The sequence below is a fragment of the Mesorhizobium sp. AA22 genome (genome assembly GCF_001672375.2).
GTDB classification, from domain to species: domain Bacteria; phylum Pseudomonadota; class Alphaproteobacteria; order Rhizobiales; family Rhizobiaceae; genus Mesorhizobium; species Mesorhizobium wenxiniae.
Genome location: NZ_CP048406.1, coordinates 919,660 through 939,648 on the forward strand (window position 1 = coordinate 919,660; position 19,989 = coordinate 939,648).

Genomic DNA, 19,989 nt, shown 5'->3' on the forward strand with positions numbered 1-19,989 from the left:
TGGCCGAGTCATGGGTGGCGGCGGCGCAAGGCCCGCCGCGATGTGGCCGCCGACGGCGTTTTAAAGAGCAGAAAGCCGGGCTTGCCGCCCGGCCCTTACTCAAACTTTGCTTCGCCTATGGCTATTTGCACCTGGCGATGGACGACAGCGCCGCCGAAATGCCTTTCAGCGAAAACACATAGGTAGTGGTGTTGCCGCGGCCGGATTTCGCCTGCACCCTCATGTCGCTGCCGGACTTCATCGCGGCGATGAGCACCGGCTCCTCGGCGGCATTCTCGACCCAGGCCGACTTGCCGCGGGTGAACATCGAAAAGCTCTTGCCGTCGATGGTGACGGTGGCCTTGGAGTTTTCCTGGAAATTGTAGCCGGCGATGAATTGCGGTTCATAGGACACCTGTTGTCCCGGCCGCTGGCTGACGAAGAAGAACATGTCGCCATGGTCAAGCGTCGGCGGCTGCTTGTCGGTCGGCACGGTCAACACGTAGCAAACCTTGCCGCCCGACGCCTGGTAGCTGTAAGTGCCCCAGGCATTGTGCTGGCCGATCTTGGTCGCCGACTGCGCCAGAGCCGGCGCTGTCACGGCCACCAAGACCAGGCTCGAAATTGTAGCAATCAATCCGCGCATCGCTTTTCCCATATATGGTGCGGAAGCAGGCCGGCTCGGCGTCCTGCCCGTCGCTTCATTTTGATTTAATCTGGGTTACCAAACGGTGAACTTCCCTTCAGGAAAAGGAGATCCACCCAGGAAACCGCCGCCATCCTCGCGCCCGTCGCTCCAAAAGCGGCAGTTGCAACGTCCCTTTCGCGACTTGGATGCCACGAAAGCGGCAAGAGTTTGACTTTTCTGCCTTATCGCCGGCTCAGCTGTTGTCGGCAATCGCCTGCTTGGCGGCGCGCCGATGCGCGGGTGTGATATGGGCTTTGACGGTGGTGATGGCGGCGGTCAGCACCGCGATGTCGTCGGTAAAGCCCAATCCGAAGACGAAATCGGGGATGACGTCAGCCGGCAGCACGAAATACCCGAGCGCCGCCACCAGGATGCCCTTGGCGCGCAGCGGCGTGTTCTTGTCCATGGCGCAGTAGTAGGCGGCGACCAGCTCTTCCATGAACGGGATATGCCGGGCAGCCCTCTTGGCCGTGCGCCAGAATTTCTCGCGCACTTCGCTCGCATCGCCCGCCTTGCCGCCAAAGCCGAAGAAATCAAAACCGGATTTTTGCGCCATCAGTCTCTCCTTGCCGGCCGTCGCGTGGCTCCACGCGCGACCGCGAATGGAAATGTGGTGAAACCAGAACCGGGCTGCAAGATGCTGTCTTTCATGCATGTCATTAGCTAAGCAACTCGGGTCGAGCCCCGGGACAGGCTTTGGTGCATTGGCTCAGCCGTCGAAATAGCGGTCCATCGTCCTGGCCAGTTCGAAATCGAGCGCCGTGAGGCCGCCGGCATCATGGGTGTTCAGCGTCACGCTCACGGTCTTGTAGACGTTCGACCAGTCGGGGTGATGGTCCATCTTCTCCGCCGCCAGGGCAACGCGGGTCATGAAGGCGAAGGCTTCGGAAAAATTCCTGAAAGTGAAGGTGCGCGCGATCGAGCCGCCGTCCCTGGCCAGCGACCAGCCGTCGAGCCCGGCCAGCGCCTCGGCGACCGCCTCCTTGCCCAGTTTCTCTCTCGTCATGGTCGTTTCCCGTGCTATCTGGATTCGCAGTCTTCAGCATAGTGCCGGATCGATGAGCGCAAAGCCGATAAAATCCATTCTTTTCGTCTGTCTCGGCAATATCTGCCGCTCACCGTTGGCGGAGGGCGTGTTGCGCGCCGTCCTGGCGGAGCGCGGCCTCGATCGGGATATCCTGCTTGATTCGGCCGGAACCAGCGACTGGGAGGCCGGCTCGGCACCCGACCCGCGCTCGATGTCGATCGCAGAGCGGCACGGCATCGATATTTCCAGACAGCGGGCGCGCAAGCTGACGCCGGACGATTTCTCGCGTTTCGACCTGATTCTCGCGATGGACCGATCGAATCTCCGGGATTTGAAAGCGCTGGTGCCTGCCGCCATGCGCGACCGGGTCCATCTGTTCCTGGAGTTCGCGGAGGGAACGGTGAGCGACGTGCCGGACCCCTATCACGAGGGGCCGGAGGCGTTTGCCTCGGTCTACCGCATGATCCGCGAAGCGTCGGAGGCGCTGGCGACGCGGCTCGAGGCACGGCTGTCGGCGCCCGACAGCGGCCAGGCCTCCTCGACGATATAGGGTCCGCCGCCGACCGAATCGCGCGACGACATCAGGACGAAGCGGCCGACACGGAAGGGCAGCGTTGAAAAATTGCCGCGTGCCGAAAGATATTGGGCGACGTCGAGCGGGCTCGAATTGCGTAAGCGCGCCAAGGTCACATGCGGCATGAACTTGCGCGGATCGGCGGGGATGCCGAGGCGCTGGCAGATGCGCTCGATTTCGGCTTGCAGTGCCGAAAGATCGGGCGAGGCGGAAACGCCGGCCCATACCGCATGCGGTTTCTTCTGGCCGAAGGCGCCGACGCCGGACAGCGTCAGCGGGAAGGATGGGCGGTGGACTCGGTCGAGCGCGTTGGCGATCTCGTCGGCGACATGGCCCTGGACATCGCCGATGAAGCGCAACGTCAAATGGTAGTTCTCGACGTCGATCCAGCGGGCCCCGGGCAGGCCGCCCCGGAGCAGGGACAGCGAAAGGGCGGCGTCACGCGGTATTTCGAGGGCGGTGAAAAGACGCGGCATGGTAAGCCTCCTGTCCTCGAATCGAACTCTTGTCCTAGCGAATCATCGAAAATCAAGCGGGGCAAGCGGATTGTTGATCGCACCTGGCCTAAATCGCAGGGGAATTCGGACCCTCATCGAAATTCAGTCCTTCAAGAGTTGCCCTTAACTACGGCAATGGCTTTTTCGACCTCCGGCAGTATGCGCTCGACCATGCGGTCGATGCCCTTGGCATTCGGGTGCAGGCCGTCCTCGAGCTGAAAAGTGGCGTCGCCGGCGACGCCCTCGAGGAAGAACGGATAGAGCGGGACGCCGAATTTTTCCGCCAGTTTCGGAAAGATCGCGTCAAAGCTGCTCTGGTAGTCGGCGCCGAGATTGGGTGCGGCGCGCATGCCGGCCAGCAGCACGGCGATCTTGCGCTGCCTCAGCTTCGCCAGCATGGCGTCCAGATTCTTTTGCGTCATGGCGGGAGAAACGCCGCGCAGCATGTCGTTGGCACCGAGTTCTAGGATGACCAGCTGCGTGCCGTCCGGCACCGACCAGTCGAGCCGCGACAGGCCGCCACTCGACGTATCGCCAGAGACACCGGCATTGGTTACGGTCACATCGTGGCCCTTGGCGCGAAGTGCTGCCTCAAGTTTTTGGGTGAAGCCTTCGTCCGGTCCGAGGCCAAAGCCCGCCATCAGGCTGTCGCCGAAACCGACGATCTTCAGGGGCTCGGCGCGCGCCGACGAAAGGGCGCCGCAAATTCCAAGGAAAAGGATCAAGGCTGCGGCAAGTGTGTGTTTGAAAGCCATGCGGCAGGCCCCATATGACGAAGGACATTTGTTGGCGGCAGGCAGAATTCCAGCCTTCCCCTTTCCCATATAGGACGATTTTATTTTGACAGAAGCCGTCATCGCGCTGAAAAACGTATCGCTGACGCTCGGCGAAGGAGCGTCTTCCGTCCATGTGCTGAAAGGTGTCAGCCTCGATGTGGCTGCCGGAGAGGCGACCGGCATCGTCGGTCCTTCTGGCTCGGGAAAGTCGACGCTGCTGATGGTCCTTGCCGGCTTGGAAAGGGTCGATTCGGGGATGGTACGAATTGCGGGCGAATTGCTGAACGGCAAGAGTGAAGATCAGATCGCATCGTTTCGGGGGCGAAATATTGGCATCGTTTTCCAGTCCTTCCACCTCATCCCGAATATGACGGCGCTCGAAAATGTCGCAGTACCGCTGGAATTAGCCGGCCATAGCGATCCGTTCGGGGTGGCGGCGCGGGAGCTGGAGGCGGTGGCCTTGAGCGACCGCGTCACTCATTATCCCGGCGAATTGTCCGGTGGCGAACAGCAGCGTGTGGCGATCGCCCGGGCGCTGGCGCCTTCGCCGCGCATTCTGATCGCCGACGAGCCGACCGGCAATCTTGACCAGACAACTGGGCGGCAGGTCGCCGATCTTCTGTTCGCCAAGGCGGCCGAGCGCGGCATGACGCTGGTGCTGGTCACTCATGATCCGGCGCTCGCTGCACGCTGCTCCCGGCAGGTATCGATGCGGTCGGGCCGGATCGAGGACGCGCCAGAACCAGCTCTAAAGCCCGGTAAGGTGCCGGCCTGATGCCGCTGTCGCGCACGCTGAAGCTCGCCTTCCGCTTCTCGCTGCGCGAGATGCGCGGCGGGCTGTCCGGCTTCCTAATCTTCCTTGCCTGCATTGCGCTGGGTGTCGCGGCGATCGGCGGCGTCAACTCGGTGGCCCGGGCGATTACCGCCGGTGTCGCCAATGAAGGCCAGTCGCTGCTTGGCGGCGATCTTCGTTTCCAGCTCAATCAGCGCGCCACGACGCAAGCCGAGCATTTCTTTCTTAACGGGCTGGGCACGGTCTCGCACAGTGCCAGCATGCGCTCGATGGCGCGGCTCGAGGACGGTTCCGACCAGGCGCTGGTCGAGGCCAAGGCGGTCGATGGAGCCTATCCGCTCTATGGCGCGCTGGTCACCGAGCCGGCGCTTTCGAAGCAGGAATTGTTCGGCGAAAAATCCGGTGTTTTCGGCGCCGCCGCACCCGACCTTTTGTTCGAGCGGCTGAACCTTGCGATCAGCGACCGGCTGAAGCTGGGCAGCGCCATCTTCGAACTGCGCGCCAGGCTCGTCAACGAGCCGGACGCGGTGTCCGACGGCTTCGGCTTTGCGCCGCGGCTGTTGATCTCGACGGGCGGGCTTGCCGCTTCCGGTTTGATCCAGCCGGGCAGCCTGGTCGAGAACGCCTACAAGGTCCGCCTCCCCGGCGGCACCGGAGAGGCTCGCATAAAAGCCATTCAGGATCAGGCGGCGGAGGATTTTCCCGAGTCCGGCTGGTCGATCCGCACGCGCAGCAACGCAGCACCGGCGTTGTCTTCCAACATCGAACGGTTTTCGCAGTTCCTGACGCTGGTCGGGCTGACGGCGCTGGTGGTCGGCGGCGTTGGCGTCGCCAATGCGGTGCGCGCCTATCTCGACGGCAAGCGCGGCGTCATCGCCACCTTCAAGAGCCTGGGGGCTTCGGGCGGTTTCGTCTTTGCCGTCTACCTCGTGCAGATCCTGATGATCGCCGCGCTCGGCATCACGCTCGGCGTTGTGCTTGGCGCGCTGATGCCGTTTGCGGCGAGCGCGGTTCTCCAGTCGGTTATTCCGGTGCCGGCGGAAGGTGGGTTCTATCCCGGCGCGCTCGGCATGGCGGCGCTGTTCGGGCTGCTGGTCACGCTGGCTTTCGCCTTGCTGCCGCTCGGCCGTGCGCGCGACGTGCCGGCGACGGCGTTGTTTCGCGAAATGGGTTTTGAGGGCCGCGGTTTTCCGCGCCCGCTCTACACGGCGGCGGCGCTCGGCATCGCGCTGCTCCTGGCGGCGCTGGCCATTCTGTTTTCCGGCGACCGCTATATCGCCTCGATCTTCGTCGGCGCCACCATTTTCGCTTTCCTGGTGCTGCGCGTCGTCGGCGCGCTGGTCCAGTGGGCCGCCAAAAGAAGCCCGCGCGTTGGCTCGACGGCGCTTAGGCTCGCCGTCGGCAATATCCATCGGCCAGGTGCCTTGACGCCGTCAGTGGTGCTGTCGCTGGGACTGGGATTGACGCTTCTGGTGACGCTGGCGCTGATCGACGGCAATCTCAGGGGGCAGATTTCCGGCAGCCTGCCGGAACGGGCGCCGAACTTCTTCTTCGTCGATATCCAGAGCAGCGATGTCGATGCGTTCTCTGCGCTGGTCAGCAGGCAAGCGCCGCAGGGCACGCTGGTCAAGGTGCCGATGCTGCGCGGCCGGGTGATGGCGCTGAACGGCGTCGACGTCGACAAGGTCAAAGTTCCGGCGGAAGGAGCCTGGGTGCTGCGCGGCGATCGCGGGCTGACCTACGAGGCCAGCATTCCCGCGAATGCGACGCTGACCGAAGGCACATGGTGGCCGCACGATTATGCCGGCGAGCCGCTGGTGTCGTTTTCGGCCGAGGAAGGCAAAGAGATCGGGCTGAAACTCGGCGATACCATCACCGTCAACGTGCTTGGCCGCAACGTGACGGCGAAGATCGCCAATTTCCGCCAGGTCGAGTGGGAGACGATGGGCATCAACTTCGTCATGGTGTTCTCGCCCAGCACATTTGCCGGCGCGCCGCATAGCTGGCTGGCGACGCTGACCGAAAAGGGCGCGTCGCCGGCCGACGATGCCCGTCTTCTCAACGCGGTCACCCGTGCTTTTCCCGCGGTGACGACAGTCAGGGTCAAGGACGCGCTCGACATAGTCAACCGGCTGGTGGCGCAACTCGGCACCGCAATCAGGGCCGCGGCCGGCGTGGCGCTGATCGCCTCGGTGCTGGTGCTGGCCGGCGCGCTGGCCGCCGGCAACCGCGCCCGCATCCACGATGCGGTGGTGCTGAAGACGCTGGGCGCCACCAGGAAGACGCTGATCGCGGCGTTTTCGCTGGAATACATGCTGATCGGCCTCGCCACCGCGATCTTCGCGCTGGCGGCAGGCGGGATTGCGGCGTGGTTCGTTGTCGCGCGCGTCATGACGCTGCCGTCGCATTTCATGCCTGATGTGGCGGTGGCGACCATCGTCTTTGCGCTAGTGGTCACGGTCGGGATCGGCCTCGCCGGCACCTGGCGGGTGCTGGGCCACAAGGCGGCGCCGGTGCTGCGCAATCTCTGATCTGCAAGCATATACAGGCTGAACGCGACCAGGATTCGGTTAAATCTTGTTAATGTTGGCTTCGGAAGGCCGATAAATGCAGATTTTCGGGTCTTCACGAAGCATTACGTTCGGTTACGGTCTTGTTCTTGACGCCAATAACCATCATATTTCGCAGCAGGCATGCTGGAGCCCCGCCAGCGGCGCCGCGGTCCAAATGACCGGACACCGGACGGGGCAGAAGCAATATGAGGATTTCAATGGCTGAACCCGTTCGCAATTATCAGACGCGTGCCGTGCCCGGCGCCGGCGTCGATGCTGCTATCGACCAGGGCCTGCGCGCCTATATGATCAAGGTCTACAATCTGATGGGGCTTGGCCTCCTCATCACCGGCCTCGCCGCGGTCGGAACGATCATGCTGGCCACCACCACCGATCCGGCTTCGGCGGTCGCCACCCTGCCGAACGGCGACATGCTGACCTCCTTCGGCTACGCGATCTTCGGCTCGCCGCTGAAATGGCTGGTGATCTTTGCCCCGCTCGCCGCCGTGCTGTTCCTGTCGTTCCGCGTCCAGTCGATGAGCGTTTCTGCCGCGCAGACGACGTTCTGGGTCTATGCCGGCCTGGTCGGCCTGTCGCTGTCGTCGATCTTCTTGGTCTACACGACGGCCAGCATTTCGCAGACCTTCTTCGCCACCGCAGCGGCTTTCGGTGCGCTGTCGCTTTACGGCTACACGACCAAGCGCGATCTGACCGCGTTCGGCTCGTTCCTGGTGATGGGCGTGTTCGGCCTGATCATCGCGATGGTGATCAACATCTTCCTGCAGTCGTCGGCCCTGTCCTTCGCCGTTTCGGCGCTCGGCGTGCTGATCTTCTCGGGCCTCACCGCCTATGACACGCAGAAGATCAAGGAGATGTATTTCGAGGGCGACGCCACCGACGTTGCCGGCCGCAAGGCGATCATGGGCGCTCTGACGCTCTATCTCGACTTCATCAACCTGTTCATGTTCCTGCTGCAGTTCATGGGCGACCGCCGATAACAGGCTTTTGTTTTGAACCATGATCTTCCGAAAACCGGGGAATCATAGTCTGACTGGACTAGCGAGTTTGATAAGGGCGGCCCCACGGCCGCCCTTTTCTTTTGTCCCGGTCTTTGATGAAAATGGCGGGCAGATGATAGACGTGCATAAATTATGACCAGCATCACCATACGGGCGGCTACGCCGGCGGACCTCGACCGGATCACCCATATCTATGCCGACGCGGTGACCCATGGCACGGCGAGCTACGAGCTGGAGCCGCCGAGCCGCGCCGAAATGGGCCAGCGCTTCGAGAGTTTGATAGCGGGGGGCTTCCCCTATCTGGTGGCGGAAAAAGACGGCATTGTGCTCGGCTATGCCTATGCTGGCGCCTTCCGACCACGCCCTGCGTATCGCTTCGTCGTCGAGGATTCTGTCTATCTCGCGCCGGAGGCCAAGGGCCATGGCATCGGGTTCAAGCTCATGCAAAGGCTGATCGAGGCGGCCGAGGCAGCGGGCTTCCGCCAGATCATCGCGGTGATCGGCGACGGTCGGCCGGACAGTGCCTCGGTGCGGCTGCATGAAAAGCTCGGCTTCCGCCATTCGGGCCGCCTGGAAGGCTCCGGCTACAAGCACGGACGCTGGCTTGACACGGTGTTCATGCAACTGCCGATCAATGATGGAGCTCTGGTTCCGCCCGATCCCAACTCGTTGCCGGAACAGAAATTCCGCCAGCAAAATAAGTAGTTAGGCCTCGACCAGCTTCAGCGTGCGGTCGAAGACGCCAAGCACGCGGCCAAGTTCCTGGCCACGCTTGAGGATGCGGCCGCCGGTGGCAATGACGGCGAATGCGCCTTGCCGGCGCGCCAGCTTGGGATCCTTGACGATCTGGAATAGCGGTACCTCGCTGGTGCGACGGAACACGGAAAAGACGGCGCGGTCGGTGAGATGGTCGATGGCGTAGTCACGCCATTCATTGGCGGCGACCATACGCCCGTAAAGCCTCAGGATCTGGTCCAATTCACGCCGGTCGAACCGCACCGGCTCGAGGCGTTCGCGTCTTGCCTCATGCAGCGGGATCAGTATTGCGGATGCGTCCCCATCCTCCGTCCCGCTGCCGTGATCAGTCATGCCTCGATCCCTTCGAATGAATCTTACGCCAACCAAAGTTTGCGCTTTCGCCGTGGAATTGCAAGCCCAGCCGGACAAAGGCGGCGGCGCACCGTTTCCGCAGTGTCCAGTCACGTTTATAAAAACGCCCGTTGGAATTGGTGATGCTTCGCCACAATCCTGCCATCTTTTATCCGCGCTCATGCCCCAATGTCCGACGAATTTACGGGTGTTGCCTGAGACGGTTCGGTCCGGCACTGGCTCGTAAACCCCAAGCCCCCCGCCCACGGGTCTGCGTCGGATCGAACCAACCTCGGTTTTTCCCTGTGAAAAATCGGGTGCGACGATCCCAAAACCTAATAGACCGGCGTCAGAAGCAAGCTGACGCCGGTTTTTTCTGCCTGGATGGAAGTTGACGGCTAGAGCGCTTTGCGTTTTGGTGGACCCAAAACCGCGCTCTCTTTATTATTGACGCATTTTGTCGGACGCCAAACGAAGACGTTTGGCTGCAAAATGCTAAGGGCGAGAATGCGCGGGCTTGTGGATTAAGGCGGCGCCCAGAATGGGACCCGGCAGGCCGTCCTTGCCCACCGATTGCAGCAGCACGGCGCAGCCCCCTTTCTTGGAAATCACGCTCATCGGCAATTCGTAGCGCTGCGCCTTGCCGTGCCACATACCGGCGGTCTGGATGCCGGAGACGGCGTTCCAATAAGTCATGCTACGGCCGGTGTTTTCGCCTTTGCCGATCTTGATCGTCTGCGGCGGGTCGAAATAAACGATGACGACATGGGCATCGCTGGGGCCGGTCCCGGCATCGCCGGCGTCGATCGTGACGCGGTCATTGGTCCGGCTGACCTTGACGCTGACCCGCATGCCTTCGCCCGATCTTTCCATGCGGGCGAGCGCGCCGTCGACTTCCTTGCGGTTGGCGCCGCTGACATGGCTGCGGCCATTGATGACGGCCTGCGGCGTATAGACCGAGCGGCTGCCGAAGGCGCGCATATACTCATATTGCCGCTCGGTGTTCTCCTTGCGGCTCAGCGTGTCCTTCCAACCGAGATAATCCCAGTAGTCGACATGATAGGCGAGCGCGACGATGTTCTCCTTGGCGGCAAGCTCGGCGAAGAATTCATCGGCGGGCAGGCAGGAATTGCAGCCCTGGCTGGTGAAGAGCTCGACCACGCCCAAGGGTTGGTCGATCGAGGCTTTGTCAGCCTGGGGTTTGTCGGCCTCGCCGGCGATCGCATTGCCGGCAAGTCCAGCGCCGGCAAACACCGAGAGGGCCAGCGCCAATGCCGCAAGCCGCAATGGTCTTCGAGGTGTCATAGCCGTTTCGACTCCCGCCGGTGATGGCCGGCTTTATTCTGATTGGCGAAATATGTGGCAGAAGCGGCAGTCAACGGGAAGTCACGTTGCGGTGAAATTTTACCGTTGTAACCAACTGCAAGGGCGCAATAGGACGGGCTACACTTCTGAGTAGATATAGATTCGGGCAACAATCAGCATGTGGCAAACTCTCCTGACGCCGGTCGACCTGTACTGCGAGCGGGTCGGGCCGGAGCTCTGGGCCGAGCCGGTCAACGCACTGACCAATCTGGCTTTTCTTGTCGCCGGGCTGTGGGGTGTCCGAGAGGTGCGCCGGCGTGGCACCGGCATCTTCGCCGAAGTGCTGGCCTGGTGGGTGGTGGCGATCGGCGTCGGCTCGGCGCTGTTCCACACCTTTGCCAACCATGGCACGGTCTGGGCCGACGTGCTGCCGATCGCCGGGTTCACGCTGGCCTACACGCTGTTCAACCTGCGCCGTTTCCTCGGCATGAAATGGGGCAAGGCGATCGCCATCTTCGTCGCCTTCTATGCCGTCACCGGGTTATTGACCTGGGCCGTGCCGGACTGGCTGCGCCAGGCATCGAACGGCACGACCGGCTATCTGCCGCCCTTCCTGGCGCTTGCCTTCTTCGGCGTCTTAGTGGCGGCGGGCGGCAACCGCGCCGGCTGGTACAATCTGGCAGGCTCGGCGATCTTCGTCGTGTCGGTCATCTTCAGGATGATCGATCCGCTGGTCTGCGGCAGCTTCCCGCTCGGGACGCATTTCCTGTGGCACATCCTCAACGGGCTGATGCTCGGTGTGCTGCTGGCGGCGGCGGCGCGCTTCGGGGCGCCAAAGGAATAGGGGAATAGGGGAATAGGGGAATAGGGGAATAGGGGAATAGGGGAATAGGGGAATAGGGGTCTTCCCTACTCCCTTACTCCCCTAATTTCCTATGCCGCCAGATCGCGCAGCACATATTGCAGGATGCCGCCGTTCTTGAAGTAGTCGAGCTCGTCCAGTGTATCGATACGGCAGATGATCGGAATGTTCTTCACCCTGCCGTCGCCATAGGTGATCTTCGCGACCATCTTCTGGCGCGGCTTGATGGCGCTCAGTCCGTCGATCTCGACCAGTTCGTCGCCCTTGAGATTGAGCGACGCCCATGAGGTGCCCTCCTCGAAGACGAAGGGGATGACGCCCATGCCGACCAGGTTCGAGCGGTGGATGCGCTCGAACGACTGAGCGATGACGGCGCGAACACCCAGGAGGTTGGTGCCCTTGGCCGCCCAGTCGCGCGACGAGCCGTTGCCGTATTCGACACCGGCGAAGATGACCAGCGGCACGCCTTCCTTCTTGTACTCCATTGCGGCGTCGTAGATCGATTTCTCTTCCTTCGACGGATAGTGGATGGTGTAGCCGCCCTCGCGGCCGTTCTCGCCCAGCATGTGGTTGCGGATGCGGATGTTGGCGAAAGTGCCGCGCATCATCACCTCGTGATTGCCGCGCCGTGTGCCGTATTGATTGAAGTCGGCAACGCCGACGCCATGGTCGGTTAAGTATTTGCCGGCCGGCGAGGCCGCCTTGATCGAGCCGGCCGGCGAGATATGGTCGGTGGTGATCTTGTCGCCGAACAGGCCGAGCACCCGGGCGCCCTTGATGTCGCCGATTGTCCCGAAGCCTGATGTCATCCCGGCAAAATAAGGCGGGTTCTGCACATAGGTCGAATGGTCGTCCCAGGCGTAGGTCTGGCCTTCCGGCGCCTTGACGTTCTGCCAGTATTCGTCGCCCTTGAAGACGTCGGCATATTTGCGGGCGAACAGTTCGCGCGTCACGTTCTTCTCGATGAACTCCTGGATCTCGACCGAGCTCGGCCAGATGTCCCGGAGGTAGACCGAGTTGCCGTCACGGTCCTCGCCAAGCGGTTCGGTGGTCAGATCCTTGGTCACGGTCCCGGCCAGCGCGTGGGCGACGACCAGCGGCGGCGAAGCGAGGTAATTCGCCTGCACATCGGGCGAGACGCGGCCTTCGAAATTGCGGTTGCCGGAAAGCACCGCGGCGGCAATCAAACCTTTATCGTTGATGGTCTTGGAGATCGGCGCCGGTAACGGGCCGGAATTGCCGATGCAGGTGGTGCAGCCGAAGCCGACCAGGTTGAAGCCGATCTGGTCGAGTTCCTTCTGCAGGCCGGATTTCTCCAGATATTCGGCGACGACCTGGCTGCCCGGCGCCAGCGATGTCTTGACCCACGGCTTCTGCTTGAGCCCGAGCCGGTTTGCGTTGCGCGCCAAAAGCCCGGCGCCGATCAGCACGCTCGGGTTCGAGGTGTTGGTGCAGGAGGTGATGGCGGCGATCACGACATCGCCATGGCCGAGATCATAGTTGGTGCCTTCGACGGCATAGCGCTTGTCGATTTCGGCGGCTTTCTTGTATTCGGTCTCCATCGCCTTGGCAAAGCCGTCCGGAATGCCTTCAAGTGCTACGCGACCTTCCGGACGCTTGGGGCCGGCCATCGACGGCACGACACTGCCGAGATCGAGCTCGAGCAAGTCGGTGAAGACCGGGTCGGCCGAGCCGGTATCGCGCCACATGCCTTGCGCCTTGGCGTATGCCTCGACCAGCGCGATGCGGTTTTCCTCGCGGCCGGACATGGTGAGGTAGCGGATGGTTTCGCCATCAACCGGGAAGAAGCCGCAGGTGGCGCCATATTCGGGCGCCATGTTGCCGATAGTAGCGCGGTCGGCCAGCGTCATGTTGGACAGACCCGGACCGAAGAACTCGACGAATTTGCCGACGACGCCCTTCTTGCGCAGCATCTGGGTGACGGTGAGCACGAGGTCGGTGGCGGTGACGCCTTCCCTCAGTCTGCCGGTGAGGCGGAAGCCGATAACTTCGGGCAACAGCATGGAGACGGGCTGGCCGAGCATGGCGGCCTCTGCCTCGATGCCGCCGACGCCCCAGCCGAGCACGCCAAGGCCGTTGATCATGGTGGTGTGCGAATCGGTGCCGACGCAGGTGTCGGGATAGGCGGTGGTTTCGCCGCTTTCAGTGTTGGTCCACACGACCTGGCCGAGATATTCGAGATTGACCTGATGGCAGATGCCGGTGCCAGGCGGCACGACGCGGAAATTGCGGAAGGCCTGCTGGCCCCATTTCAGGAATTTGTAGCGTTCTTCGTTGCGCTCGTACTCGAGCTCGACATTGCGGGCGAAAGCCAGCGGCGTGCCGAACTCATCGACGATGACCGAGTGGTCGATGACCAGATCGACCGGCACCAGCGGATTGATCTTTTGCGGGTCGCCGCCAAGCGAGGCCATGGCATCGCGCATGGCGGCCAGGTCGACCACGGCCGGAACGCCGGTGAAATCCTGCATCAGCACACGGGCCGGCCGATAGGCAATCTCGACGCCCGCGGTTCCCCTGTCGGTCAGCCAGCCGGCGACCGCCTGGATGCTCTCCTTGGTGACGGAACGGCCGTCCTCGTTACGCAGCAGGTTCTCTAGCAGCACCTTCATCGAATAGGGCAACTGGGCGATGCCGGTGAGGCCGTTCTTCTCGGCCTCGACAAGGTCGTAATAAACATAGTCGGTTCCGCCTGCGGTCAGCGTGCGGCGGCAATTGAAACTATCGAGGAATTTTGACACGTGCGATCCGTCCTTGTCTGTTCAGCCTGAAAGGGAACGGACGCCGATGGCATGCAATCACGCGCAAAGGTGCGGGTACGGCCATTTCCGCTGTCCGTTCCCAGCCAACCCGAGCCGTTCAAGGCGGCGCGTGCGCTGGTTCGGCGCTAATTCGCTTCCCGTGCCGACCGCTGGCACGGATGACCCGGATATAGAGAATTTCCTGGAATAGTTCTAGACAGTCGAAAGGCTATTTTGTGCGATGCGGCAGCTGCCGTGACGCGGTGTTCTCGGGACGGGCAAGGAATGCGGCTGATCGCCGAAAATCTGGGCGGCGAACGCGGCGGCGAGGCGGTTTTTTCCGGCATTAACTTTGCCCTTAAGAAAGGCCAGGCGCTGATCGTCACCGGGCCGAACGGCGCGGGGAAATCGACACTGCTCAGGGTGGTCGCAGGGCTGCTGCCGGTGGCGACGGGCCGTTTGCTTATCGAAGGTGGCGGCGAGGATCTCCCCTCGGTCGCCTCGGCCTGCCACTATCTCGGTCACCAGAACGCGATGAAAACGGCGTTGAGCGTGACTGAAAATCTGCGCTTCTGGCGCGATTTTTCGGGCGCGGATTTTTTGAGCGCTGAAGCGGCGCTGGAAATGGTCGGGCTTGATGGTATCGGCCATCTGCCGTTCGGCTATCTCTCCACCGGGCAACGCCGCCGCGCGGCGATCGCAAAATTGCTGGTCAGCCGGCGACCGCTGTGGCTGCTCGATGAACCGACGGCCGGGCTGGACAAGGCTTCAGAAGAGCGATTCGCCCGATTGATGACGCAGCATCGCGGAGAAGGCGGGATCATCATTGCGGCAACGCATCTGCCACTGGGGCTCGAGGGGGCACAAGCGCTGGTGATGGGGGAAACTGGGTAATGTCGGCATTCCTTCGCGCCCCCCTCTGTCCTGGGCAAGGGCGTCTCACACCATGCTAGCCCTCTTCCTGCGCGATATCCGCCTGAGTATCCGGGCCGGCGGCGGGGCGCTGACCGGCGTGATCTTCTTTCTCGCGGTGATCGCGACGATCCCCTTCGGTGTCGGACCGGATCTCAATCTGCTCGCCCACATCGGCCCGGCGATCCTGTGGATCGGCGCCTTGCTCGCTTGCCTGCTCGGTCTCGACCGATTGTTCCAGGCCGACCGGGAAGACGGCTCGCTCGATCTGCTGGTGCTCGGCAACGACCGGCAGATGCTGGCGCTGACCGTGCTGACGAAATGCCTGGCGCATTGGGCGGGAAGCGTGCTGCCGCTAGTCATCGCGGCACCCTTGCTCGGCCTGTTCATGAATATGGAGCCGATCGGCATCGGCGCCACGGCGCTGACCCTTCTGGTCGGCACGCCGGCGATCACCTTCATCGGCGCTGCCGGTGCGGCGGTGGCGGTGGCGCTGCCGCGCGGCGGGCTGCTGATCTCGGTGCTGGTGCTGCCGCTGACCATTCCCGTGCTGATCTTTGGCGTGTCGGCAAGCTATGGCGCGGTGGCCAACCCCGATCCGTTCCTGCAGCCTTTCCTCATCCTCGCCGCGCTGACCTTGTTTCTTGCCGTGCTGGGGCCGGTTGCGGCAGCGTTGGCGCTGCGTCATGGGGCGGACTGATGTGGCCGCTACGCATAGAAAATCCGATCTTTCTCCAGACCATCTACGGCAACTATCCGGACCTGTCTTCTGTCGAGATCACCAAGGCCGAAATCAGTCGAGACGGGCCTAGCCTGCACCTGCATTTTATATCGACCCGTCTCCCCTACCGGCCTCCCGTCAAATGGGGAGCATTCAACGCGGTGTATTTTGAACTCGGGTTCGAAGGTGTCGAGTCGATCAGCGTTCGGAAGTTCCAGAGTCATGACAGGAGCGCAGTCAGAATGTGGGACGACGCGGGCAAAATTCTGCTCACCTGCGAAGGAGCCGTCAGGCTGTCCGTGACATGCCAGTTCATGCGCATCATCAAAATATCCGGTCTGCTGCAGTCGCAATAGATGAACTTCCGATTCCGAGTGACCGCAAATCCGCCGCAGACGCCGTTCATTGCGACGAACAGCCAGTGCAGCTATGAACTTCGCGGCAAGAAGCCTTGGATCGAGCAATGAGCGTACACGCCCTTTATGTGACCGCTGCCTATGCCATCACGGCCGTGGTTCTGGCCGGGCTGATCGGCTGGATCCTGTTCGACCAGCGTGCGCGCAAGAGGGACCTCGCCGAGTTGGAAGCGTCCGGCGTGCGGCGGCGCTCCGACAAGGCGGGGAGATCATGAGCATGCAAACGGAAACGCCAGCGCCCGCGCGGCGCCTGATCGTGCTTTTGCCGCTGCTGATTTTCCTCGGGCTGGCGGGACTGTTCCTGACGCAGCTGCTGTCCGGCCGTGACACTTCGGAAGTGCCATCGGCACTGATCGGCCTGCCCGCGCCGCCGACCAACCTGCCGGCGCTGGAGGGCATGAATTTGCCCGGGCTCGACTCCAAGCAGTTCGCCGGCGAGGTTACGCTGGTCAACGTCTTCGCGTCGTGGTGCGGGCCGTGCCGCGACGAGCATCCGGTGCTGCTGGCGCTGTCGCAGGACAAGCGCTTCGTCATCGCCGCGCTCAACTACAAAGACCAGCCGGAAAACGCCCGCCGGTTCCTCGGCAATCTCGGCAACCCGTTCCAGGCGATCGGCGTCGACGCGGCGGGGCGCGCGGCAATCGACTGGGGCGTCTACGGCGTGCCGGAAACCTTCGTCGTCGGCAAGGACGGCAAGATCGCCTACAAGCATGTCGGCCCGCTGACGCCAGGCTCGGCGCAGACGCTGCTTTTGCCGGAGGTGGAGAAGGCGCTGGCCGCTCCGGACTGAGACACCGGAAACGCGATGGACGAGCGAGACATCCGCGAGCATTTTCTGGCGCAGGCGAAAGCCTGCGATGGACTTGGCTCGCCTTTCACCGCGAATTTATGCCGTGCGCTGGCCAAGGTTCTCGACGCAAACACCAGGACCGGGCGGGCGGTGCTCGGCTGGCCGGGCGACGCGCGCGCCGACGGCCTCGCATTGCGAGTGTGCGGCGCGCTGCATGCGTTGGTCCTGACGGGTGCCAGTGAGCGGCTGGCAATGATCTATCCGCCCAACCAGACAAGCGTATCCGAGATCGCGGCGGTGCTGCCGGAGGCAATTGCGCGATCCGACGAGCAGATCGTCGCCGGCCTCGCCGGCGCGCCGCAGACCAATGAAATCGCCCGGTCGGCGATGCTGCTGCCTGGATTTCTGACGATCGCGCGGGAAACCGGCCTGCCGCTGGACTTGTGCGAGATCGGTGCCAGCGCCGGGCTCAATCTCCTGTTCGACAGCTTTCACTACCGCTACGGCGATGCCGAGTGGGGAGACCCGGCCTCCCCCGTCCGGTTGGCACCGGAGGTGCGCGGCCACGCTGTTCCACTTGGAGGAGCGATCAACGTCCGCCATCGGGCTGGCTGCGACATCGCGCCGGTCGATGGCGCCGACGCAGCAACGCGGGTACGGCTTCGGTCTTACGTCTGGGCCGATCAGGCGGCACGGCTGGCCCGGCTCGACGCCGCGCTGTCACTTGCCGAAAAGTTTCAACCGCTGCTTGTCAAAGCGGACGCGGCGGATTTTGTCGAGAAGGCACTGGCCGCACGGCAGCAGCAGGGCGGCGCCTTGGTGCTCTATCATTCGATCATGTGGCAATACCTGCCGAGGGCGACCAAGGATGCCATCACCGCCACGCTGGAGCAGGCGGGCAGAGAGGCCACGGCCGTTGCGCCTATCGCAAGGCTGAGAATGGAGCCGCGCGATCCCACAAAGCAGTGGGCGGTACTCAGCCTCACTCTATGGCCCGGCGGCGAGACACGCCGCCTAGCCAATTGCGATTACCACGGCCGCTGGATCGAATGGATTGGCTAGGCCCAATCAAACCGTTCTGGTTGCGCATGATCTCGTCCGAAAGTCTGCAATTTTTTGCTGCGCTGACCTTCGGTTCGGGATCATGCGTTCGCCTCAGCCGTAGATCTGCTTGTGGACCTGGTAGAGCATTTCGCTGCGGTCGGCGCGCATGTCGGCAAGATCGCGGCTGGAAAAGGAGTCTATTTCGGCGATGAGGCGGTTGTATTGCCGGCGCTTGGCGATGCTGGCGCGAGCGCGGCTCATGAGGTTGTCGAGAATCATAGCGAGGTTCCTTCTGTGCCGCATTGTTGCGGCAGGTTGTTCCTCCCTGATCGATATGGAACATGACATAGTTGTAGTGCGTTGCAAAAAGAAGATGTTGCAATGCACCATTGCGCTGAGCGCATAGCCGGTTAACGGCCATGAGCGCCGCCGTCATTGAGCAAGGGCGGCCTTGCCGCGTTTTGCCCCAATGTCTCAAGATCCGACATCGACGATCTTGCCATATCGATCTCCGGCTGGCTTGATCGCCCCGGCACTAGCGATTTGCATGACCGGGAGGAAACCATGGCCGCCGAAGACTACGAGATTTTCGATCCGCGTTTTGCGCGACTGTTCAACAGCAACGCGCAGGTGGACAGGCTGTTCACCGGATGCCGGTGGGCGGAAGGGCCGGCCTGGTTTGCGGCCGGCCGTTATCTGGTGTGGTCCGATATCCCCAACAACCGCATGCTGCGCTACGACGAGACCGATGGCCGCGTCAGCGTGTTCCGGCAGCCGTCCGGCAATTCCAACGGCAACACCGTCGACCGGCAGGGTCGGCTGGTCACTTGCGAGCATTCGGGCCGCCGCGTCAGCCGCACCGAGCATGACGGCTCGATCACCACCATCGCCGACAAATGGCGCGGCAAGCGGCTGAACTCGCCCAACGACGCGGTGGTCAAGTCCGATGGTTCGATCTGGTTCACCGACCCGACCTACGGCATCGATACGGATTATGAGGGCGACAAGGCCGAGAGCGAGATCGGCGCCTGTCATGTCTACCGGGCTGACCCCGGCACCGGTGAGATCGAAGCGGTGATCACCGATATGGTCAGGCCCAACGGGCTTGCCTTCTCGCTTGACGAGAGGAAGCTCTATGTCGTCGACACCGGTCGCACGCATGGCGCCCAGAATCCGGCGCATATGCGGGTATTCAATGTCGACGAGGGCGGCAGGCAAGTATCCGGCGGAAATGTCTTCGCCGACTGCACGGCCGGCCTGTTCGATGGCTTCAGGCTCGACGATCAAGGGCGGATCTGGACGAGTGCCGCCGACGGCATCCATTGCTACGATCCGGACGGAACGCTGATCGGCAGGATCAAGGTGCCGGAAGTCGTCGCCAATTGCGTGTTCGGCGGCAACAAGCTGAACTGCCTCTACATCGCCGGCACGACCTCGCTCTACATGGTCCGGCTGATGGTCAACGGCGCAAAGACCTACTGAGCGGCCGCCAAGCAATTTGCAAGCGAGCACATTGCTATGTCTTCTCGGGCGGATCGCGCCCGAGCAGATTTACCACATGGTGTGTTTGTATTCTTCGTCCAGCCAGCGGTCGGTCGCCTCGGCCGAATCGGCGAGCGCCAGCTGGTCGCGCAGGATCTGGCCGAGCGTCGGCAACGTCGCGCGGTCGTACCAGGTTTCCGGCTTCCACAAATCGGAGCGCATGAAAGCCTTGGCGCAATGCATGTAGGCGGCCTTGACCGTCACCAGGACGACGCTTTGCGGTTCCTTGCCGTCGACGGCGAGCCGCTCGCGCAAAGCCGCATCGACGGTGATGCGGGCATCGCCGTTGACGCGCAGAGTCTCATTCATGCCTGGAATGAGAAAGAGCAGCCCGACCGAGGGGTTGAGAAGAATGTTCTCCAGCGTGTCGAGCCGGTTGTTGCCGGGCCGGTCGGGGATGGCAATGGTCTTCTCGTCAAGCACGGCGGCGAAGCCCGGTCTGTCGCCCTTCGGCGTCACATCGGCATTGCCGGCGCCGTCGGAGGAGCCGATCAGCACGAACGGGCTTTTGCCGATGAAGGAACGGCTGTGGCCATCCAGCGCCTTCAATTCCTTGCGGATCGAGCCGTCGGTCGGCCGAGGCGTCTTGTAGATCGTTCTCAGCACCTCGCGCGTGGTGACGAATTCCATGCCCTCTCCTT

23 protein-coding genes are annotated in these 19,989 nt (G+C 62.6%); 13 read left to right on the forward strand and 10 right to left on the reverse strand.

Annotated elements, in window-relative coordinates; translation table 11 throughout:
* Positions 1 to 121: 121 nt before the first annotated feature.
* The 3 genes from A9K68_RS04335 to A9K68_RS04345 all read right to left on the reverse strand — a co-directional run bounded on the left by A9K68_RS04335 (position 122) and on the right by A9K68_RS04345 (position 1,673).
* A complete protein-coding gene (locus A9K68_RS04335; RefSeq protein WP_029349450.1) occupies positions 122 to 625 on the reverse strand; it encodes an invasion associated locus B family protein in 504 nt (167 codons plus the stop codon).
* 235 nt (positions 626 to 860) lie between these two features.
* A complete protein-coding gene (locus A9K68_RS04340) occupies positions 861 to 1,223 on the reverse strand; it encodes a YkvA family protein (RefSeq protein WP_065007338.1) in 363 nt (120 codons plus the stop codon).
* Positions 1,224 to 1,376: 153 nt separating this feature from the next.
* Positions 1,377 to 1,673, reverse strand: a complete 297-nt coding sequence (locus A9K68_RS04345; protein WP_065007289.1) for a 4a-hydroxytetrahydrobiopterin dehydratase — start codon at positions 1,671 to 1,673, stop codon at positions 1,377 to 1,379.
* A 52-nt stretch (positions 1,674 to 1,725) separates the two neighbouring features.
* Here A9K68_RS04345 and A9K68_RS04350 point away from each other — a divergent pair, with 52 nt between their 5' ends.
* The gene (locus tag A9K68_RS04350) at positions 1,726 to 2,244 is read left to right on the forward strand and encodes a low molecular weight protein-tyrosine-phosphatase (RefSeq protein WP_082982268.1); all 519 of its coding nucleotides are present in this window, start codon (positions 1,726 to 1,728) and stop codon (positions 2,242 to 2,244) included.
* On the opposite strand, the gene thpR is transcribed toward A9K68_RS04350, so the two are convergent.
* Together thpR and A9K68_RS04360 are read right to left on the reverse strand one after the other, a co-directional pair.
* The gene (thpR, locus tag A9K68_RS04355; RefSeq protein WP_065007287.1) at positions 2,148 to 2,744 is read right to left on the reverse strand and encodes an RNA 2',3'-cyclic phosphodiesterase; all 597 of its coding nucleotides are present in this window, start codon (positions 2,742 to 2,744) and stop codon (positions 2,148 to 2,150) included. The genes A9K68_RS04350 and thpR overlap by 97 nt on opposite strands.
* A gap of 131 nt (positions 2,745 to 2,875) precedes the next feature.
* Entirely contained in the window at positions 2,876 to 3,520 is a 645-nt protein-coding gene (locus A9K68_RS04360) for an arylesterase (RefSeq protein WP_065007286.1), read from the reverse strand.
* 85 nt (positions 3,521 to 3,605) lie between these two features.
* On the opposite strand from A9K68_RS04360, the gene A9K68_RS04365 reads away from it, so the two are divergent.
* From A9K68_RS04365 to A9K68_RS04380, 4 genes are all read left to right on the forward strand, one after another.
* Positions 3,606 to 4,316: an ABC transporter ATP-binding protein gene (locus A9K68_RS04365; protein ID WP_065007285.1), complete on the forward strand. Its 711-nt coding sequence runs from the start codon at positions 3,606 to 3,608 to the stop codon at positions 4,314 to 4,316.
* Positions 4,316 to 6,865, forward strand: coding sequence for an ABC transporter permease (locus A9K68_RS04370; protein ID WP_065007284.1), 2,550 nt, complete (start codon positions 4,316 to 4,318; stop codon positions 6,863 to 6,865). Before A9K68_RS04365 ends, A9K68_RS04370 begins: the two co-directional genes overlap by 1 nt.
* A 239-nt stretch (positions 6,866 to 7,104) precedes the next feature.
* Positions 7,105 to 7,884 (forward strand): Bax inhibitor-1/YccA family protein, encoded by a 780-nt coding sequence (locus tag A9K68_RS04375; RefSeq protein ID WP_029349432.1) that lies wholly within the window; start codon positions 7,105 to 7,107, stop codon positions 7,882 to 7,884.
* Between the two features lie 153 nt (positions 7,885 to 8,037).
* Positions 8,038 to 8,610 (forward strand): GNAT family N-acetyltransferase, encoded by a 573-nt coding sequence (locus A9K68_RS04380; RefSeq protein ID WP_065007283.1) that lies wholly within the window; start codon positions 8,038 to 8,040, stop codon positions 8,608 to 8,610.
* Here the strand turns inward: A9K68_RS04380 and A9K68_RS04385 are convergent, their stop codons facing one another.
* Both A9K68_RS04385 and A9K68_RS04390 read right to left on the reverse strand, forming a co-directional pair.
* A complete protein-coding gene (locus tag A9K68_RS04385) occupies positions 8,611 to 8,994 on the reverse strand; it encodes a DUF2794 domain-containing protein (RefSeq protein WP_065007282.1) in 384 nt (127 codons plus the stop codon).
* A gap of 495 nt (positions 8,995 to 9,489) precedes the next feature.
* Positions 9,490 to 10,299, reverse strand: coding sequence for a thioredoxin family protein (locus A9K68_RS04390; protein WP_065007281.1), 810 nt, complete (start codon positions 10,297 to 10,299; stop codon positions 9,490 to 9,492).
* Between the two features lie 178 nt (positions 10,300 to 10,477).
* On the opposite strand from A9K68_RS04390, the gene A9K68_RS04395 reads away from it, so the two are divergent.
* Positions 10,478 to 11,143 carry a ceramidase domain-containing protein gene (locus tag A9K68_RS04395; RefSeq protein WP_065007280.1) on the forward strand — a complete coding sequence of 222 codons (666 nt, stop codon included), beginning with the start codon at positions 10,478 to 10,480 and terminating at the stop codon, positions 11,141 to 11,143.
* A gap of 89 nt (positions 11,144 to 11,232) precedes the next feature.
* On the opposite strand, the gene acnA is transcribed toward A9K68_RS04395, so the two are convergent.
* A complete protein-coding gene (gene acnA, locus A9K68_RS04400; protein ID WP_065007279.1) occupies positions 11,233 to 13,923 on the reverse strand; it encodes an aconitate hydratase AcnA in 2,691 nt (896 codons plus the stop codon).
* Between the two features lie 285 nt (positions 13,924 to 14,208).
* Between acnA and ccmA the strand changes: the two genes are divergently transcribed.
* From ccmA to A9K68_RS04430, 6 genes are all read left to right on the forward strand, one after another.
* Positions 14,209 to 14,817, forward strand: coding sequence for a heme ABC exporter ATP-binding protein CcmA (gene ccmA, locus A9K68_RS04405; protein ID WP_065007278.1), 609 nt, complete (start codon positions 14,209 to 14,211; stop codon positions 14,815 to 14,817).
* Positions 14,818 to 14,869: 52 nt separating this feature from the next.
* Positions 14,870 to 15,535: a heme exporter protein CcmB gene (gene ccmB, locus A9K68_RS04410; protein ID WP_065007277.1), complete on the forward strand. Its 666-nt coding sequence runs from the start codon at positions 14,870 to 14,872 to the stop codon at positions 15,533 to 15,535.
* Entirely contained in the window at positions 15,535 to 15,912 is a 378-nt protein-coding gene (locus tag A9K68_RS04415; RefSeq protein ID WP_065007276.1) for an Imm50 family immunity protein, read from the forward strand. Before ccmB ends, A9K68_RS04415 begins: the two co-directional genes overlap by 1 nt.
* 107 nt (positions 15,913 to 16,019) lie before the next feature.
* On the forward strand, positions 16,020 to 16,187 hold the full coding sequence (gene ccmD / locus A9K68_RS04420) for a heme exporter protein CcmD (protein ID WP_065007275.1): 168 nt from the start codon (positions 16,020 to 16,022) through the stop codon (positions 16,185 to 16,187).
* Positions 16,184 to 16,762 (forward strand): DsbE family thiol:disulfide interchange protein, encoded by a 579-nt coding sequence (locus tag A9K68_RS04425; protein WP_082982267.1) that lies wholly within the window; start codon positions 16,184 to 16,186, stop codon positions 16,760 to 16,762. Before ccmD ends, A9K68_RS04425 begins: the two co-directional genes overlap by 4 nt.
* 15 nt (positions 16,763 to 16,777) lie before the next feature.
* Entirely contained in the window at positions 16,778 to 17,824 is a 1,047-nt protein-coding gene (locus tag A9K68_RS04430) for a DUF2332 family protein (protein ID WP_065007273.1), read from the forward strand.
* 93 nt (positions 17,825 to 17,917) lie between these two features.
* Here A9K68_RS04430 and A9K68_RS31225 read toward each other — a convergent pair whose 3' ends face one another.
* On the reverse strand, positions 17,918 to 18,085 hold the full coding sequence (locus A9K68_RS31225; RefSeq protein ID WP_082982266.1) for a hypothetical protein: 168 nt from the start codon (positions 18,083 to 18,085) through the stop codon (positions 17,918 to 17,920).
* A gap of 285 nt (positions 18,086 to 18,370) precedes the next feature.
* On the opposite strand from A9K68_RS31225, the gene A9K68_RS04435 reads away from it, so the two are divergent.
* Positions 18,371 to 19,288, forward strand: a complete 918-nt coding sequence (locus A9K68_RS04435) for an SMP-30/gluconolactonase/LRE family protein (protein WP_065007337.1) — start codon at positions 18,371 to 18,373, stop codon at positions 19,286 to 19,288.
* 69 nt (positions 19,289 to 19,357) lie between these two features.
* Here A9K68_RS04435 and A9K68_RS04440 read toward each other — a convergent pair whose 3' ends face one another.
* Positions 19,358 to 19,978, reverse strand: a complete 621-nt coding sequence (locus tag A9K68_RS04440) for a pyridoxamine 5'-phosphate oxidase family protein (protein ID WP_065007272.1) — start codon at positions 19,976 to 19,978, stop codon at positions 19,358 to 19,360.
* Positions 19,979 to 19,989: the final 11 nt, after the last annotated feature.